Origin of the sequence: Mesorhizobium sp. M1A.T.Ca.IN.004.03.1.1 (assembly GCF_003997555.1) — a bacterium.
Lineage (GTDB): Bacteria > Pseudomonadota > Alphaproteobacteria > Rhizobiales > Rhizobiaceae > Mesorhizobium.
The window spans coordinates 424,072-438,149 of record NZ_RZTV01000001.1; the positions used below are offsets into that span (position 1 = coordinate 424,072).

The 14,078-nt window shown below is 63.5% G+C and carries 13 protein-coding genes and 3 pseudogenes; 4 read left to right on the forward strand and 12 right to left on the reverse strand.

Translation table 11 applies throughout. The annotated features are described in order from the left end of the window. Positions 1-5 precede the first annotated feature (5 nt). The 5 genes from EOD29_RS02030 to EOD29_RS02050 all read right to left on the reverse strand — a co-directional run bounded on the left by EOD29_RS02030 (position 6) and on the right by EOD29_RS02050 (position 4,820). Positions 6-452 (reverse strand): CHRD domain-containing protein, encoded by a 447-nt coding sequence (locus EOD29_RS02030; protein ID WP_066990644.1) that lies wholly within the window; start codon positions 450-452, stop codon positions 6-8. Positions 453-626: 174 nt separating this feature from the next. Next, on the reverse strand, positions 627-1,598 hold the full coding sequence (locus EOD29_RS02035; RefSeq protein WP_066990642.1) for an ABC transporter substrate-binding protein: 972 nt from the start codon (positions 1,596-1,598) through the stop codon (positions 627-629). 39 nt (positions 1,599-1,637) lie between these two features. Beyond that, positions 1,638-2,792 (reverse strand): ABC transporter permease, encoded by a 1,155-nt coding sequence (locus EOD29_RS02040; RefSeq protein ID WP_067328973.1) that lies wholly within the window; start codon positions 2,790-2,792, stop codon positions 1,638-1,640. Further along, on the reverse strand, positions 2,789-3,667 hold the full coding sequence (locus tag EOD29_RS02045; RefSeq protein WP_095802394.1) for an ABC transporter permease: 879 nt from the start codon (positions 3,665-3,667) through the stop codon (positions 2,789-2,791). The genes EOD29_RS02040 and EOD29_RS02045 overlap by 4 nt, the downstream gene beginning before the upstream one ends. 361 nt (positions 3,668-4,028) lie before the next feature. Continuing rightward, positions 4,029-4,820, reverse strand: a complete 792-nt coding sequence (locus EOD29_RS02050) for an ABC transporter ATP-binding protein (protein ID WP_066990627.1) — start codon at positions 4,818-4,820, stop codon at positions 4,029-4,031. 110 nt (positions 4,821-4,930) lie between these two features. On the opposite strand from EOD29_RS02050, the pseudogene EOD29_RS02055 reads away from it, so the two are divergent. Next, positions 4,931-5,340: pseudogene (locus EOD29_RS02055) on the forward strand (cupin domain-containing protein). 17 nt (positions 5,341-5,357) lie between these two features. On the opposite strand, the gene EOD29_RS02060 reads toward EOD29_RS02055, so the two are convergent. The 4 genes from EOD29_RS02060 to EOD29_RS02075 all read right to left on the reverse strand — a co-directional run bounded on the left by EOD29_RS02060 (position 5,358) and on the right by EOD29_RS02075 (position 9,904). Then, positions 5,358-5,735 carry a hypothetical protein gene (locus EOD29_RS02060; protein WP_067328965.1) on the reverse strand — a complete coding sequence of 126 codons (378 nt, stop codon included), beginning with the start codon at positions 5,733-5,735 and terminating at the stop codon, positions 5,358-5,360. A gap of 2 nt (positions 5,736-5,737) precedes the next feature. Beyond that, complete coding sequence (gene hydA, locus EOD29_RS02065; protein WP_095824943.1) at positions 5,738-7,189, reverse strand: dihydropyrimidinase; 1,452 nt, start codon at positions 7,187-7,189, stop codon at positions 5,738-5,740. Between the two features lie 64 nt (positions 7,190-7,253). After that, complete coding sequence (locus tag EOD29_RS02070) at positions 7,254-8,504, reverse strand: Zn-dependent hydrolase (protein WP_127245814.1); 1,251 nt, start codon at positions 8,502-8,504, stop codon at positions 7,254-7,256. Between the two features lie 71 nt (positions 8,505-8,575). Continuing rightward, complete coding sequence (locus EOD29_RS02075) at positions 8,576-9,904, reverse strand: aspartate aminotransferase family protein (RefSeq protein WP_067328959.1); 1,329 nt, start codon at positions 9,902-9,904, stop codon at positions 8,576-8,578. A 254-nt stretch (positions 9,905-10,158) separates the two neighbouring features. On the opposite strand from EOD29_RS02075, the gene EOD29_RS02080 reads away from it, so the two are divergent. Continuing rightward, positions 10,159-10,788: a TetR family transcriptional regulator C-terminal domain-containing protein gene (locus EOD29_RS02080; protein ID WP_095812645.1), complete on the forward strand. Its 630-nt coding sequence runs from the start codon at positions 10,159-10,161 to the stop codon at positions 10,786-10,788. 12 nt (positions 10,789-10,800) lie between these two features. Here EOD29_RS02080 and EOD29_RS02085 read toward each other — a convergent pair whose 3' ends face one another. After that, entirely contained in the window at positions 10,801-11,673 is an 873-nt protein-coding gene (locus tag EOD29_RS02085) for a helix-turn-helix transcriptional regulator (protein ID WP_127215520.1), read from the reverse strand. Positions 11,674-11,775: 102 nt separating this feature from the next. Here EOD29_RS02085 and EOD29_RS02090 point away from each other — a divergent pair. Both EOD29_RS02090 and EOD29_RS02095 read left to right on the forward strand, forming a co-directional pair. Continuing rightward, positions 11,776-12,620: pseudogene (locus tag EOD29_RS02090) on the forward strand (SDR family NAD(P)-dependent oxidoreductase). After that, a complete protein-coding gene (locus EOD29_RS02095; RefSeq protein WP_127245815.1) occupies positions 12,617-13,333 on the forward strand; it encodes an SDR family oxidoreductase in 717 nt (238 codons plus the stop codon). The pseudogene EOD29_RS02090 and the gene EOD29_RS02095 overlap by 4 nt, the downstream one beginning before the upstream one ends. A gap of 5 nt (positions 13,334-13,338) precedes the next feature. Here EOD29_RS02095 and EOD29_RS02100 read toward each other — a convergent pair whose 3' ends face one another. Beyond that, entirely contained in the window at positions 13,339-13,833 is a 495-nt protein-coding gene (locus EOD29_RS02100; RefSeq protein WP_127245816.1) for a DUF3592 domain-containing protein, read from the reverse strand. A gap of 132 nt (positions 13,834-13,965) precedes the next feature. Continuing rightward, positions 13,966-14,052: pseudogene (locus EOD29_RS36965) on the reverse strand (DoxX family protein); the annotation flags it as partial. Positions 14,053-14,078 lie beyond the last annotated feature (26 nt).

A 14,078-nucleotide genomic window follows, 5' to 3' on the forward strand; every position in this document is an offset into this window, starting at 1 on the left:
CTCCGCTACATCGATCCGCCGGCTTTCTCGATCTGGCCGCGGATCTCGCCGTCCGGATTCGCCTTGGTGTGGACGTTGACGTAGTACTTGCCGGCCTCGAGGTCGGCCGCCTGCGCGTCGGTCAGCGTCGCCGATCCCTTGATCGGGCTCTTGAGCTTCTTGAATGGGATCACCGGAGGTGCGTTTTCACCCGACGCGGCCGGCCCGTGAATGTGAGCAGCCGTCGCAGGTCCGCTGAGGCCGGAATATTTGACGTTCCAGCTGAGCTTCTTCTTGGCGGTGTCGAAGGTGAATGTGGCGGTTCCCTTGCCTTTGGTGGTGACGGGCGGGCTCTGCTGGCTACCGTCGAGCGTCGCATTGTACTTCACAGTTTCGGCCAAGGCCGGAGATGCGAGCAGCAAAGCAGTCGAGACAGCAAAGGCCGAAAGCATCGGCCATGATTGGATGCGCATTGGAGAACCTCCTTGGCTGGCGCGCATCCGCCCCGCCGCGGCTCCCCCGGCGCGCGGATGCCCCACTGCAACGGTTGGCAGGCCGCTTGTATCCCTGCACACGGATATTTTACCACAGCCAAGCAAAAGGGGCGGTCACCCGCCCCCGTTAAGTCTCGACTGGCGAGGTCGACCTTACTTGATCGCCTTGTCGGTGATCGCGGTCGTGTAGGCGCCCGACGGCTCCTTGGCGATGATCTTCTGGTCGAGCAGCGCCTTGGCGGTGCGCTCATAGGTGGCCGGATCGAGCTTGCCGTCGGCATTGTCGATCAGCTTGGCGACTTCGCCCATCATGCGCTTCTGATGGTTCTCGTCCTGGCCGCCATTATCCATGACGATCTCGGCCGCCTCATCCGAATTGTCGACGGCGTATTTCCAGCCCTTCATGGAGGCGCGCACGAAGCGCACCATCTTGTCCTCGAAGGCCGGATCCTTCAGCTTGTTCTCCAGCGCGTAGAGGCCGTCCTCGAGCAGGTCGTTGCCCATGGCCGAATAGTTGAAGACGGTGAGCTGCTCCGGCTTGTAGCCGGCGTCGATCAGCTGCCAGTACTCGTTATAGGTCATGACCGAGATGCAGTCCGCCTGCTTCTGGATCAGCGGCTGAACGTCAAAACTCTGCTTCAGCACGGTGACGCCGTCCTTGCCGCCGTCGGTCTTGAGGCCAAGCTTGTTCATCCAGGCATAGAACGGGTACTCGTTGCCGAAGAACCAGACGCCGAGGGTGTGGCCCTTGAAGTCGGCTTCGGTCTTGATCGGGCCGTCCTTCGGGCAGACCAGTTCCATGCCGGCTTTCTTGAACGGCTGGGCGATGTTGACCAGCGGCACGCCTTTTTCACGGGCGGCCAGCGCGCCGCCCATCCAGTCGACGATCACATCGGCGCCGCCGCCGGCGATCACCTGCTCGGGCGCGATATCCGGCCCGCCCGGCTTGATGTCGACGTCGAGCCCTTCGGCCTCGTAAAAGCCCTTGGCCTTGGCGACGTAGTAGCCAGCGAACTGGGCCTGCGTGACCCATTTCAGCTGCAGCGTCACCTTGTCGGCCGCCATCGCTTGGAAAGCGGCCAGCGACATCGCCCCGGCCAGAGCAGAAATTACCAGTCTTTTCATGTTTTTACCCTCTGAAGTTAGCACCCAAACCCACCGCCCCTATCCACCACGGACAGAGGGATGCCAAAACGTGACGGCTCTCTCGACAAGAGCGACCACGCCATAAAAGACCGAACCCGCCAGTGCTGCAACTGCGATTTCGGCCCAGACCATGTCGATGTTCATCCGCCCGACTTCCGTCGAAATGCGGAATCCCATGCCTACCACGGGCGTGCCGAAGAACTCCGCGACGATGGCGCCGATCAGCGCCAGCGTCGAGTTGATCTTCAGCGCATTGAAGATGAACGGCATTGCCGCCGGCAGCCGCAGCTTCAGCAAGGTTGGCCAGTAGCCCGACGCATAAGTGCGCATCAAATCGCGCTCCATGTGGCCGGAGGCGGCAAGCCCCGCGACGGTGTTCACCAGCATCGGGAAGAAGGTCATGATGATCACGACCGCCGCCTTGGACGGCCAGTCGAAGCCGAACCACATCACCATGATCGGCGCGACGCCGATGATCGGCAGCGCCGACACCATGTTCCCGATCGGCAGCAGCCCGCGCCTGAGGAACGGCACACGGTCGGCAAGGATGGCGACGACGAAGCCGGCGAGATTGCCGACGATGTAGCCGATCAGCACCGCCTTGAAGATCGTCTGCCGCACGTCCGATCCCAGGATCGGCAGCGAGTTGGCGATGCGCGCGCCGATGGCGCTCGGCGGTGGCAAAAGGATGAAGGGAATGCCGGCGCCGCGCGTCACCGCTTCCCAGATGATCAGGATCCAGGCGCCGAAGATCGCCGGAATGATCAGGCGAAGCGCCGTTTTGGCCCCGCTGGCTGCAGTCCGTAGCGAGGACAACAGCGCGACGCAGCGCCAGGCAAGCAGCCAGGCGGCAGCGAGAACCAGAAAGTACGGCGCCAGCGCCGTGCCCTCGAAGCCTCCGATGCCCCTGACCAGAAGCCACGCTGCGACATGAGCGCCGACGAACAGGACAACCGCTTCGACAAGTGGCGCGAGTCTCACCGTTGAAACCAGCGCCGCGATCAGCAGCAATCCGAGGATGAGGCCTTTGGTGCCCATATATGGGTAGGCAACCGTCGCGGCAGGCTCGGCGAGCGCCGCCGCTTCCGGTGTCGACATCGCTCCGAGCGCGAAGGCGACGACGCAAAGAAGGATCGCCAGCACCGCTTGCCACGATGGTTTCAGCCAGGTCATGCCGGCCTCCCACCCATGGCGCGGTCGACCAGGCGGCCGGCGATGCCGACCACCATGACCAGCAGCGCCGCGACGATCGACCCCGCGACCAGCGCCGACCAGATGTCGATCGTCTGGCTGTAATAGGCGCCGGAAAGCAGCTTGGCGCCGATTCCGGCGACAGCACCCGTCGGCAATTCGCCGACGATGGCGCCGACTAGGCTCGCGGCCACCGCCACCTTCATCGACGTGAACAGGAACGGCACCGATGCGGGGACGCGCAGCTTCCAGAAGGTCTGCGAGGCGCTGGCATTATAGGTGTGCATCAGGTCGAGATGCATGAGCTCGGGGGAGCGCAATCCCTTCACCATGCCGACCGCAACCGGGAAGAACGACAGATAGGTCGAGATCAGCGCCTTGGGGATCAGCCCGGTGATGCCGATGGCCGCCAGCACCACGATGATCATCGGCGCCACCGCCAGGATCGGAATGGTCTGCGAGGCGATGATCCACGGCATAAGGCTGCGGTCGAGCGTCGTCACATGCACGATGCCGACGGCGATTACGATGCCGAGCGCCGTGCCGAAAGCAAAGCCGAGCAGCGTCGAGGACAGCGTCACCCAGGCATTGTAGACAAGGCTGCGGTTCGAGGTGATGCCGCGCAGGAAGGTGTTCTCGAAGAAGTTCACCGCCACCTGGTGCGGCGCCGGCAGCGTCGGCTTCGGCTGCGATAATGTCTTGCCGATGAATTCGACCGTGCCGGGGGTTTCGTTGGCTCTGGCGTCGAGATCGCGCTGGAACGGCGCATTGAGGATGACGGCGAAGACATACCAGAGCACCACCACGCCGGCGAGGATTGACGTGACCGGGATGATCTTGGAACGGAAGGAGTCCATTTAGCGGGCCTTCCCCCGGCGCAACGGCAGCACGCGGCGCTGCGCGTTTTTCGTCATCATAGGGCGGAGCAAGGAGCGAAGCGGCCCGCCGCGGACCCTAGGATCCATGCCGTTACCTCGACGCTCCGCTGTGGCGCAGAATACGGCTCCCTGCGCCGCGCTCAGCTCGTCGGGTATTCTGAGCCGCTTACGGCCTTCGGTCGACGTCCCGGCATGGATCCTAGGGTCTGCGCTCCGCTTCGCGTCGCTCCACCCTAGGATAACGAAATCACGGCGGTCGGCTCCCGCCACGCGCGCGGCTTCGCGCTTGCTCCGCCCCAGGATGTCGAAGCAGCGGGTGTCCGTCCGCTGGCAAGCACCCTCAATCATCATAGCTGTGCCCCGCCCTCAACCCGTCGCGCACGCGCGCGGCGATCGCCAGGAATTCCGGCGTCTCGCGGATGTCGAGCGGCCGCTTCCTGGGCAAGGTGGATTCGATCACGTCGGTGACGCGGCCCGGCCGCGGCGACATCACCACGATGCGGGTCGACAGATAGACCGCCTCGGGGATCGAGTGAGTGACAAAGCAGATCGTCTTGTTGGTCGAATCCCAGAGTTCGAGAAGCTGTTCGTTCAGATGATCGCGCACGATCTCGTCGAGCGCGCCGAACGGCTCGTCCATCAAAAGCAAATCGGCGTCGAAGGCGAGCGCGCGCGCGATCGAGGCGCGCTGCTGCATGCCGCCGGACAGCTGCCAGGGATACTTCTTCTCGAAGCCGGAGAGGTTGACGAGTTCGAGGGTTCGCTTGATGCGTTCCGCCTGCTCGGCCTGGCTGAGGCCAATGATTTCCAGCGGCAGCGCCACATTCCGCTCGATTGTGCGCCAAGGAAACAGCGCCGCCGCCTGGAAGACATAGCCGTAAGCCCGCTTCTCGCGCGCCTGCTCCGGCGAAATCCCATTGACGGAGATCGTTCCCGAGGTCGGCTTCTCCAGATCGGCGATGACGCGCAGCAAGGTTGTCTTGCCGCAGCCGGAGGGGCCGATGAAGGAGACGAACTCACCCTTGCCGATGGTGAGATCGACATTGGACAGCGCCTGCACCGGACCGTCATTGGTCTGGAAGGTGAGGCCGAGCTTGCTTGCCGAAACGACGGCTGGCGACTGTCCGCTCATCGGCAGAAACCTGTCTTTCGCAGCCGCTGCCGCGCCGGCCGGAATCCGGTTGATTTTACGATTGCCTTGCTTTCCACTCGTCCAGTCCCACTTGATCGACGCCCGGAGCCTTGCCGATGTCGCCTAAACCCACATGCCACCTTATTCGCCCTGAAAGCACTTATGAAGCAAGCAAGGCTTGAGCTATTTCGCCGGTATAGCCGCCGAAACCGTCGGCTCCTCCGGCATTTGTATGCATCTTCTCACCATGCCGCCCGGCGCCCGCGCCAAGGCGCATATGCATGAGAACCACGAGACCGCGATCTATGTGCTCTCCGGCGAGGTCCACACCTGGTATGGCGACCGGCTCGAGCATCACGAAGTCGTCAAGGCCGGCGACCTGTTCTACATTCCGGCGGGCGTTCCGCATCTGCCCGCCAATCTGAGCGGTGCGCCCTCTTCGGCGGTCATCGCCCGCACCGATCCCAACGAGCAGGAAAGCGTGGTCCTGATGCCGGAACTGGATGCGTTGGTTGCCTGAGGTCGACGGGACCGCCGTCATTTGCACCGGGAGACTTCTCCCATCGCGTTGCCGTCCTTGTCGGCGATCACCAGTCTCTTGGCGTTCTTGGCGCTGCGCTTGATGATGAACTGGGCCGGCGTCTGCCCCTCCTCGCCTTCCGCCTCGCACTGCGCCGTCACCACAAGGGAGCCATTCGCCTGGGGTCTCTTGTCGGTAAAGGTGCAGGCGCTGGCGACCGTGACGAACGCCTCGCTGGTCAACAGCAGCATGTCCTCGGCATAGACCTCCTGGCCGTTCTTGTTGATGCAGCCGGATTTGTTGCCCCAGGGCTTGGAGAGATCGATGCCGGCGGCGAAAGCTTGGCCGGCGGCCAGCAGCACGGCTGCCCCGGTCAGAAGGTGAGTTGCGCGCACGCTCAAACTCCGGTCGCCGGAATGCCCGTGCGCTCCACCTTGCGCGGTGCGCTGATCTCCTTCCAGGTCGAAAGCGCGCGGTTGACAGCGGCGTTCGGTTCGCGCGCCACGAACTCCCCGTGCCCGACCTTGGCCTTGACGTCCGCTTCTTCGATCGACAGTTCGCCGCGCGAAAAGACGAAGCGCGGCAGCCCTGTCACCTCGAAACCCTCAAAGACGTTGTAGTCGATCACCGACTGCTGGTTCTTGGCCGTGATCGTCTTCTTGCGCTTCGGGTCCCAGACCACGATGTCGGCATCCGCGCCTTCGACGATCGCGCCCTTCTTCGGATACATGTTGAGGATCTTGGCGATGTTGGTCGAGGTCACCGCGACGAACTCGTTCATCGTCAGCCGGCCGGTGTTGACGCCGCTGGTCCAAAGCACGGGCAAACGATCCTCGAGGCCGCCGGTGCCGTTCGGGATCTTGGTGAAGTCGCCGACGCCGTTGCGCTTCTGCTTGGTGGTGAAGGAGCAGTGGTCAGTCGCCACCACCTGCAGCGATCCGGCCTGCAGGCCTGCCCATAGTGAATCCTGGTGCCACTTGCTGCGGAAAGGCGGGCTCATCACGCGCCGCGCCGCATGGTCCCAGTCCTTGTTGAAATATTCGCTCTCGTCGAGCGTCAGGTGCTGGATCAGCGGCTCGCCATAGACGCGCATGCCCTTCTGGCGTGCCCGGCGGATGGCTTCATGGCTCTGCTCGCAGGAGACGTGCACGACATAGAGCGGCACGCCCGCCATGTCGGCGATCATGATGGCGCGGTTTGTCGCCTCGCCTTCCACTTCGGGCGGACGCGAATAGGCATGCCCCTCGGGGCCGTTATTGCCGGCGGCAAGCAGCTTCTGCGAGAGTGCCGCGACCACGTCGCCATTTTCGGCATGGACCAGCGGCAGCGCGCCGAGATCGGCGCAGCGCTGGAACGAGGAATACATCTCGTCGTCGTCGACCATCAGCGCGCCCTTGTAGGCCATGAAGTGCTTGAACGAGGTGATGCCCCTGTCGACGACGGTGGCCATCTCGTCGAAGACCTGCTTGCCCCACCAGGTGATCGCCATGTGGAAGGAATAGTCGCAGGCAGCTTTCGAGGTCTTGTTGTCCCACATCTGCAGCGCCTCCAGCAGCGACTGCTGCGGCGCCGGCAGGCAGAAATCGACGACCATGGTCGTGCCGCCCGAAAGCGCCGCGCGCGTGCCGGATTCGAAATCGTCGGCCGAATAGGTGCCCATGAAGGGCATTTCGAGATGGGTGTGCGGATCGATGCCGCCCGGCATGACATAGCAGCCAGTGGCGTCGAACTCGTGATCGCCATGCAGGTTCGAGCCGATGGCGATGATCTTGCCGTGCTGCATCAGCACGTCGGCTTTCCACGTGCGGTCGGCGGTGACGATGGTGCCGTTCTTGATGACTTTGGTCATAGCTGTTCCCCTGATCTTTTCACGCTTCTTTGCGAGCGGCTTTTTCGAGGTGATTTCTATTCGGTCATTCGACGATTCCTGCCGTCTCGACCACCGCGTGGAACAGCACATCGGCGCCTGCCGCCGCCCATTCCTTGGAGATGTCCTCGCCCTCGTTGTGGCTGAGCCCGCCGACACAGGGACACATGACCATGGTCGCCGGCGCGACCTTGGCCGCCCAGCAGGCGTCGTGGCCGGCGCCGGAGATGATGTTCATATGGCTGTAGCCCAGCTTCTCGGCGGCGGTGCGGACACGGCCGACCAGCGTCGGATCGAAGGTCACCGGATCGAAATGGCCGACCGCCTCGACGGCGCATTTCACGCCGAGCGGCTCGCAGATCTTCGGCGCCTCCTTCTCGATGCGCGCGCGCATGCCGTCGAGCTTCGCCTTATCGGGCGAGCGGATATCGACAGTGAAGATCACCGTGCCCGGCAGCACGTTGCGGGAGTTGGGCGAGAACTTCACCTGGCCTACACCGCCGACGGCGCCAGGCTGGTTCTCCATCGCGACCGTCTGCACCATCTCCAGGATGCGGGCCATGGCCAACCCCGCATTGACGCGCATGTTCATCGGGGTCGAGCCGGTATGCGCCTCCCTGCCGGTCAGCGTGAATTCCAGCCACCACAGGCCCTGGCAGTGGGTCACCACGCCGATCTGCTTGTTCTCGGCCTCGAGGATGGGCCCCTGCTCGATATGGTACTCGAAATAGGCGTGCATCTTACGCGCGCCGACCGTCTCGTCGCCGACCCAACCGATCCGCTTCAGCTCGTCGCCGAAGCTCAGGCCGTCGAGATCCTTGCGGGCATAGGCATAGTCCTGCGTGTGAACGCCTGCGAACACGCCGGAGGCGAGCATGGCCGGCGCGAAACGGGCTCCCTCCTCGTTCGTCCAGTTGGTGACGACGATCGGATGTTTGGTTTTGATGCCGAGATCGTTGAGCGAGCGCACGACCTCGAGGCCAGAGAGCACGCCGAGCACGCCGTCATATTTGCCGCCGGTGGGCTGTGTATCGAGATGGGAACCGACATAGATCGGCAGCGCGTCCGGATCGGTGCCGGGCCGCGTCATGAACATGGTGCCCATCTGGTCCACGCCCATCGTGAGCCCGGCCTCGTCGCACCAAGACTTGAACAGTTCGCGGCCTTGCTTGTCGGAATCGGTCAGCGTCTGGCGATTGTTGCCCCCGGCGATGCCGGGGCCGATCTTCGCCATCTCCATGATGGAATCCCACAAACGGTCTGAATTGATTCGCAGATTCTCGCCGGGGGCGGCCATTCAAAGTGTCCTCTCATTTCAGGTCTCCGGTCGGGCGGCGGTTCCCGTCGCCGCCCGAGCGGTTTGAGCAGTTAGTCTATCGAGCGCAGAACATCGCGAACATGGTCGATCAGTTCGTTGATCTGGCCCTTGGTGATGATCAGCGGCGGCGACAGCGCGATGATGTCGCCGGTTGTGCGGATCAGCGCGCCGCGTTCGAACGCTTTGACAAAGGCCGAGAAGGCCCGCTTGGTCGGGCTACCGGCGATCGGCGCCAGCTCGATCGCGCCGATCAGGCCGATATTGCGGATGTCGATGACATGCGGCTCGCCCTTCAGCGAATGCAGCGCGTCTTCCCAGTAAGGCGCCAGCTCCTCGCCGCGGGTTAGCAGGCCTTCTTCCTTGTAAGTGTCCAAAGTGCCGAGAGCCGCGGCGCAGGCGATCGGATTGCCCGAATAGGTGTAGCCGTGGAAGAACTCGATCATGTGCTCCGGGCCGTTCATGAAGGCGTCGTGGATTTCCTTCTTCACGAAAACCGCGCCCATCGGGATGACGCCGTTGGAGACGCCCTTGGCCGTCGTCATGATATCCGGCGTGACGCCGAAATAATCGGCGGCGAATGGCGCGCCAAGACGGCCGAAGCCGGTGATCACTTCATCGAAGATCAACAATATGCCGTGCTTGGTGCAGATTTCTCGAAGCTTCTGCAGGTAGCCTTTCGGCGGCAGGATGACGCCGGTCGAGCCTGCGACCGGCTCGACGATGACCGCCGCGATGGTCGAGGCGTCATGCAGGGTGACGAGACGCTCCAGCTCGTTCGCCAATTCGGCGCCGTGCTCAGGCACGCCCTTCGAGAAGGCATTCTTCTCCGGCAGATGGGTGTGCGGCAGATGGTCGACGCCGCCGAGCAGCGTGCCGAACATCTTGCGGTTGGCGACGATGCCGCCGACCGAAATGCCGCCGAAATTGACGCCGTGATAGCCGCGCTCGCGGCCGATCAGCCGGGTGCGCGAGCCCTCGCCTCGGACACGGTGATAGGCGATCGCCATCTTCAACGCGGTCTCGACCGACTCCGAACCGGAATTGGTGAAGAACACATGGTCCATGCCCTTCGGCGCGATATCGACCAGGCGGTTCGCCAGTTCGAAGACGATCGGGTGGCCCATCTGGAAGGCCGGCGCATAGTCGAGTTCGGCGGCCTGCTGCTGAATGGCCTCGGTGATCTTCGGCCGGCAGTGGCCGGCGTTGACGCACCAGAGGCCTGCAGTGCCGTCGAGCACCTTGCGGCCATCGCTCGTCGTGTAGTGCATGTCCTTGGCGGACACGAACATGCGCGGCGCCTGCTTGAACTGCCGGTTTGCCGTGAACGGCATCCAGAATGCGCTGAGATCGTTCGGCGTGACTTTCAGCCGGTTGGACATGACCAAGATTTCCCCTTGTAACCTGTTTCGGTGCGCTAACGCTTGGTCTTCCCAAGGCTTGGTCTTCGTTGCGTTTTCGTGCTACGCAAAATTTTGACCGGTTGGACAAACGTTAGCACCGCCCTGTCGGCGGTCAAGGGACTACTAGCGGAAATGCGGCATCGAAAGCGCGCTCCACGGCTCGGAGAAAAACTGGTCCAGAGAATTGGTCCAGAGTGCCTACACGGCAGCAGCCGGCAAGGATGACGGACAGGATGGAAGGCTCAGCTCCACGCCGCACCCGCATCCAGCAGGAAAAGCGCGAGCTCATCCTGGAAGCCGCGCTGGAAGTCTTCTCCGCCAACGGTTTTCGCGGCTCGACCATCGACCAGATTGCCGAAGCCGCCGGCATGTCGAAGCCGAACCTTCTCTATTACTTCCGCCGCAAGGAGGACATTCACGAGACATTGATGCAGCGGCTGCTGGACACCTGGCTGGCGCCGCTCCGCGAGCTTGACGATATCGGCGATCCGATGACCGAGCTCAGAAGCTACATCCGCCGCAAGCTCGAAATGGCGCGCGATTTTCCACGCGAAAGCCGGCTCTTCGCCAACGAGATCCTGCAGGGCGCGCCGCGCATCATGCCGATGCTGGAGGGCGAGCTGAAAACGCTGGTCGAGGAGAAGGCCGCCGTCATCAAGGGCTGGATGCGCGCCGGCAAGATCGCCCGCACCGACCCCTGGCATCTGATCTTCTCGATCTGGGCGACGACGCAGCATTACGCCGATTTCGACGTCCAGGTGCGCGCCGTGCTCGGCCCCGACCGCGGCGGCGACGGCCGCTTCGAGGATGCTGCCCGGTTCCTGGAGCAACTGTTCCTCGATGGGCTGAAGCCGAAAGCTTAGGTCGGGCGAAGATCAGGCGCTGCGCCGCTCGGGGGGCTTCTCTTCCAGCAGCTTCTTGAGCTTGGCGATCGTATTCTGCTCGGGCAACGGCGTGTAGACGATCAGCCGCATGTCTGAGCCGTCGTCGATCGACAGGCTCATATGCTCGAAAGCCATCGGGCCGGCTGTGGGATGGCGGACATGTTTCACGCCCGTCAGCCTTCTCGCCACGTCCCGCCGCGGCCACCAATCACGGAACTCCGGGCTTGAGCGCATCATCAGCGCGATCAGCCGCTCGAAATCCGGATCGCCGACATATTTGGCGCTCTCCGCGCGAAACGAAGCGAGCACCACGCGGGCAAGCGCTTCCCAGTCGACCAGCAGCCGGCGGTGATGCGGGCTTGTGAACACCAGATGGACGATGTTGCGGGCATCGCCCTCCAGCAGGCCATAGTCGCCGAACAAGGCGACCGCCGCCGGATTCCAGGCGAGCACATCCCAACGCCGGCCAACCACATAAGCCGGCTGCAGGACGAGGCTCCCCAGCATGTGCAGCAGTGTGGCGTCGACCTTTTCAGACGTCGCCGTGCGCTGCTCCGGCTGCTGGCGGCCGGCAAGGATGAACAGATGCCGCTTCTCGACGGCGTCCAGGCGCAGCGCCTCGCAGAGCGCGGTCAGCACCTCGACCGAGGGCCGCACGTCCCGCCCCTGCTCCAGCCAGGTGTACCAGGTGGTGCCGACGCCGGCGATCATCGCCACTTCCTCGCGCCTCAGCCCGGGCGTACGCCGCCTGGCGCCGCTCGCAATCCCAATGTCGGCAGGCGAGAGCCGCTCCCGGCGCGAGCGCAGGAAAGCGCCGAGCTCGCGGCGGCGGCTGTCGTCAGGGGAATGGGGCACGGCATCCATGCAGCTATTATAGCAGTATCGATACCAGGATAAAAATTGAACTGTTTGGCCTGCGCGCCGCGCCCCATCTTGCGTTCAGAGCAGCATAAGGAGGCTCTGAACATGGAACTTAAGAATAAGACCGTTCTCGTCACCGGCTCGACCGGCGGGGTTGGCCGCGTGGTCGCTGAAAGGCTCGGCGCTGCCGGCGCCCGCGTGCTGGTACATGGCCGCGACCAACTCGCGCCAAGGCGACAGTCGCTGCCATCGAAGCCGAGGGCGGCAACGCCGAATTGCTGCTTGCGGATCTTTCGTCACTCGCCGAAGTGCGCCGCCTTGCCGGCGCCGTGCGGGCAGGAACCGACCGGCTCGACATATTGATCAGCAATGCCGGCGTCGGCACGGGCGGCGAAGGCGCAAAAAGGCAAGTGAGCGCCGACGGCTACGAAATGCGCTTCGCCGTAAACTATCTCGCAGGCTTCCTGCTGTCGTCGGAGCTTTTGCCCTTGCTGAAGGCAAGCGCGCCGGCGCGCATCGTCAATGTCGCCTCCGCCGGCCAGCAGGCGATCGATTTCGACGATATCAATCTGGCCCGCGACTACAGCGGCGTGCGCGCCTATTGCCAGAGCAAGCTGGCGCAGATCTTGTTCACCATCGATCTGGCCGAGCAGCTCGAAGGCAGCGGCGTCACCGTCAATGCACTCCATCCGGCAAGCTACATGGATACCACCATGGTCCGGCAGGCCGGCATCACACCGTGGAGCTCGGTCGAGACCGGCGCCGACGCGATCCTCAACTTGGCAATATCTCCGGCGCTCGAAGGGCGCAGCGGCCTCTATTTCGATGGCCAGCGGGAAGCGCGCGCCGATGCCCAGGCCTATGACGAAAAAGCCCGCAGCCGGTTGCGGGCGCTCAGCCTCGAACTGACCGGACAATCTTCCGCGACATCCAAGGAACAGCATTCATGAGCATCGAACATTGCGTCATCATCGGCGGCTCGTCTGGCATTGGCCTTGCCACAGCCAAACGGCTGCTCAGCCCCACGATGAAGGTGACGATCACCGGCCGCAGCGAGGACAAGCTGAACAACGCCTGGAAGAGCTTCGGCGGCACCGTCGGCAAGGCCGCTTTCGACGCGACCAAGCCGGACGCGGTCCGGCACTTCTTCGATGGTCTCGGCCCATTCGATCATCTCGTTCTCGCCGCAAGCGGCGGCAAGGGCCTTGGGCCGTTCGCGACCCTCGACCTTGCCGACATCGGCGGCGGCGTCGACGAGAAGATCAAGCCGCAGCTAGGCTGCTTGCAAGCGGCCCTGCCGACCTTGAACAAAGCCGGATCGGTCACTTTCATTTCGGCCGTCTCGGCGCAGATCGCAGCACCCGGCATTGCCGGCATCGGCGCCATCAACGGCATGCTTTTGACCGTAGTCCCGATCCTGGCCGTTGAACTGAAGCCGCTGCGCGTCAACGTCGTGGCCCCCGGCGTCATCGATACGCCCTGGTGGGATTTTCTATCGGGCGAAGAGCGGCAGGCGGTCTTTGCCGAGTACGCCGGAAAGACGGCGGTCGGCCGTATCGGCCGCGCCGAGGACGTCGCCGACGCGATCGCCTTCCTGGTGTCCAACGGTTTCATGACCGGCCAGGTGCTGACCTGCGACGGCTGCCTGCGCTTCGCCGCCTGAATGGATCAATTGGAAATGAGGCCGGGCAGGAAGGCCAGCACCATCAGCCCGGCGACGACCGCATACCAGACAACCAGGTGGACTGCCTTCATCAGCGGGCGGCCCACTTCCCGCGCCCGCTTCGGGTGGAGAGGGTCATAAATCACTTCGACCGCTGCGCCGACGTTCCCGGTCGTTCTGTTGACCGGCAGGTGCGAGTAGAAACGCCAGGTCTTGCCCAGTCGGTCGGCGAATTCGATGATCGGCGTGTCCGGCCCGTCGCTCGACTTGTCGATGCCGATCACCTTGCCGGTGGCAAAGGCGCCGCGTCGCCTGAGCATGATGTCGCCATAGGTCTGTATGGCGACGACCGCGAGGAAGAAGACGCCGCACAGAAAGCACCATATCTGAATGTCGCTCGGATGCTGGCCGAAGGCTCCCGCGACTGCACGGAACGGAGCCAGCGGCTGGTGGAAGGCATCCGAAACGCGTGCCCAGAATGCAGTCCAGTTCTGCTCCATGAACGCTCCGACGGGCGAACCTGTTTTTTGCTAATACAGGACAATCGCGACAAACCGATTGACGCGGCGCCATCGACTGCGCGGAATCCGAGTGCAGTTGTCAGGCATAGACCCGCGCCAGGAACCCGCGGCCAGGGCGACATTGGCGACGAAGCCGTTGATGCGAGAGGCGCGATCCGGACCCTGATGATCCCAGAAATTGTGAAACATCGGCGTCGCGAAGGCTGCCACGGCAAAGCCACCCC

Excerpts from the sequence above, each read along its gene's own strand:
- EOD29_RS02030 (WP_066990644.1), bottom strand. The coding sequence starts at position 452 with ATGCGCATCCAATCATGGCCGATGCTTTCGGCCTTTGCTGTCTCGACT.
- EOD29_RS02035 (WP_066990642.1), bottom strand. The coding sequence starts at position 1,598 with ATGAAAAGACTGGTAATTTCTGCTCTGGCCGGGGCGATGTCGCTGGCC.
- EOD29_RS02040 (WP_067328973.1), bottom strand. The coding sequence starts at position 2,792 with ATGACCTGGCTGAAACCATCGTGGCAAGCGGTGCTGGCGATCCTTCTT.
- EOD29_RS02045 (WP_095802394.1), bottom strand. The coding sequence starts at position 3,667 with ATGGACTCCTTCCGTTCCAAGATCATCCCGGTCACGTCAATCCTCGCC.
- EOD29_RS02050 (WP_066990627.1), bottom strand. The coding sequence starts at position 4,820 with ATGAGCGGACAGTCGCCAGCCGTCGTTTCGGCAAGCAAGCTCGGCCTC.
- hydA (WP_095824943.1), bottom strand. The coding sequence starts at position 7,189 with ATGACCAAAGTCATCAAGAACGGCACCATCGTCACCGCCGACCGCACG.
- EOD29_RS02070 (WP_127245814.1), bottom strand. The coding sequence starts at position 8,504 with ATGGCCGCCCCCGGCGAGAATCTGCGAATCAATTCAGACCGTTTGTGG.
- EOD29_RS02075 (WP_067328959.1), bottom strand. The coding sequence starts at position 9,904 with ATGTCCAACCGGCTGAAAGTCACGCCGAACGATCTCAGCGCATTCTGG.
- EOD29_RS02080 (WP_095812645.1), top strand. The coding sequence starts at position 10,159 with ATGGAAGGCTCAGCTCCACGCCGCACCCGCATCCAGCAGGAAAAGCGC.
- EOD29_RS02085 (WP_127215520.1), bottom strand. The coding sequence starts at position 11,673 with ATGGATGCCGTGCCCCATTCCCCTGACGACAGCCGCCGCCGCGAGCTC.
- EOD29_RS02095 (WP_127245815.1), top strand. The coding sequence starts at position 12,617 with ATGAGCATCGAACATTGCGTCATCATCGGCGGCTCGTCTGGCATTGGC.
- EOD29_RS02100 (WP_127245816.1), bottom strand. The coding sequence starts at position 13,833 with ATGGAGCAGAACTGGACTGCATTCTGGGCACGCGTTTCGGATGCCTTC.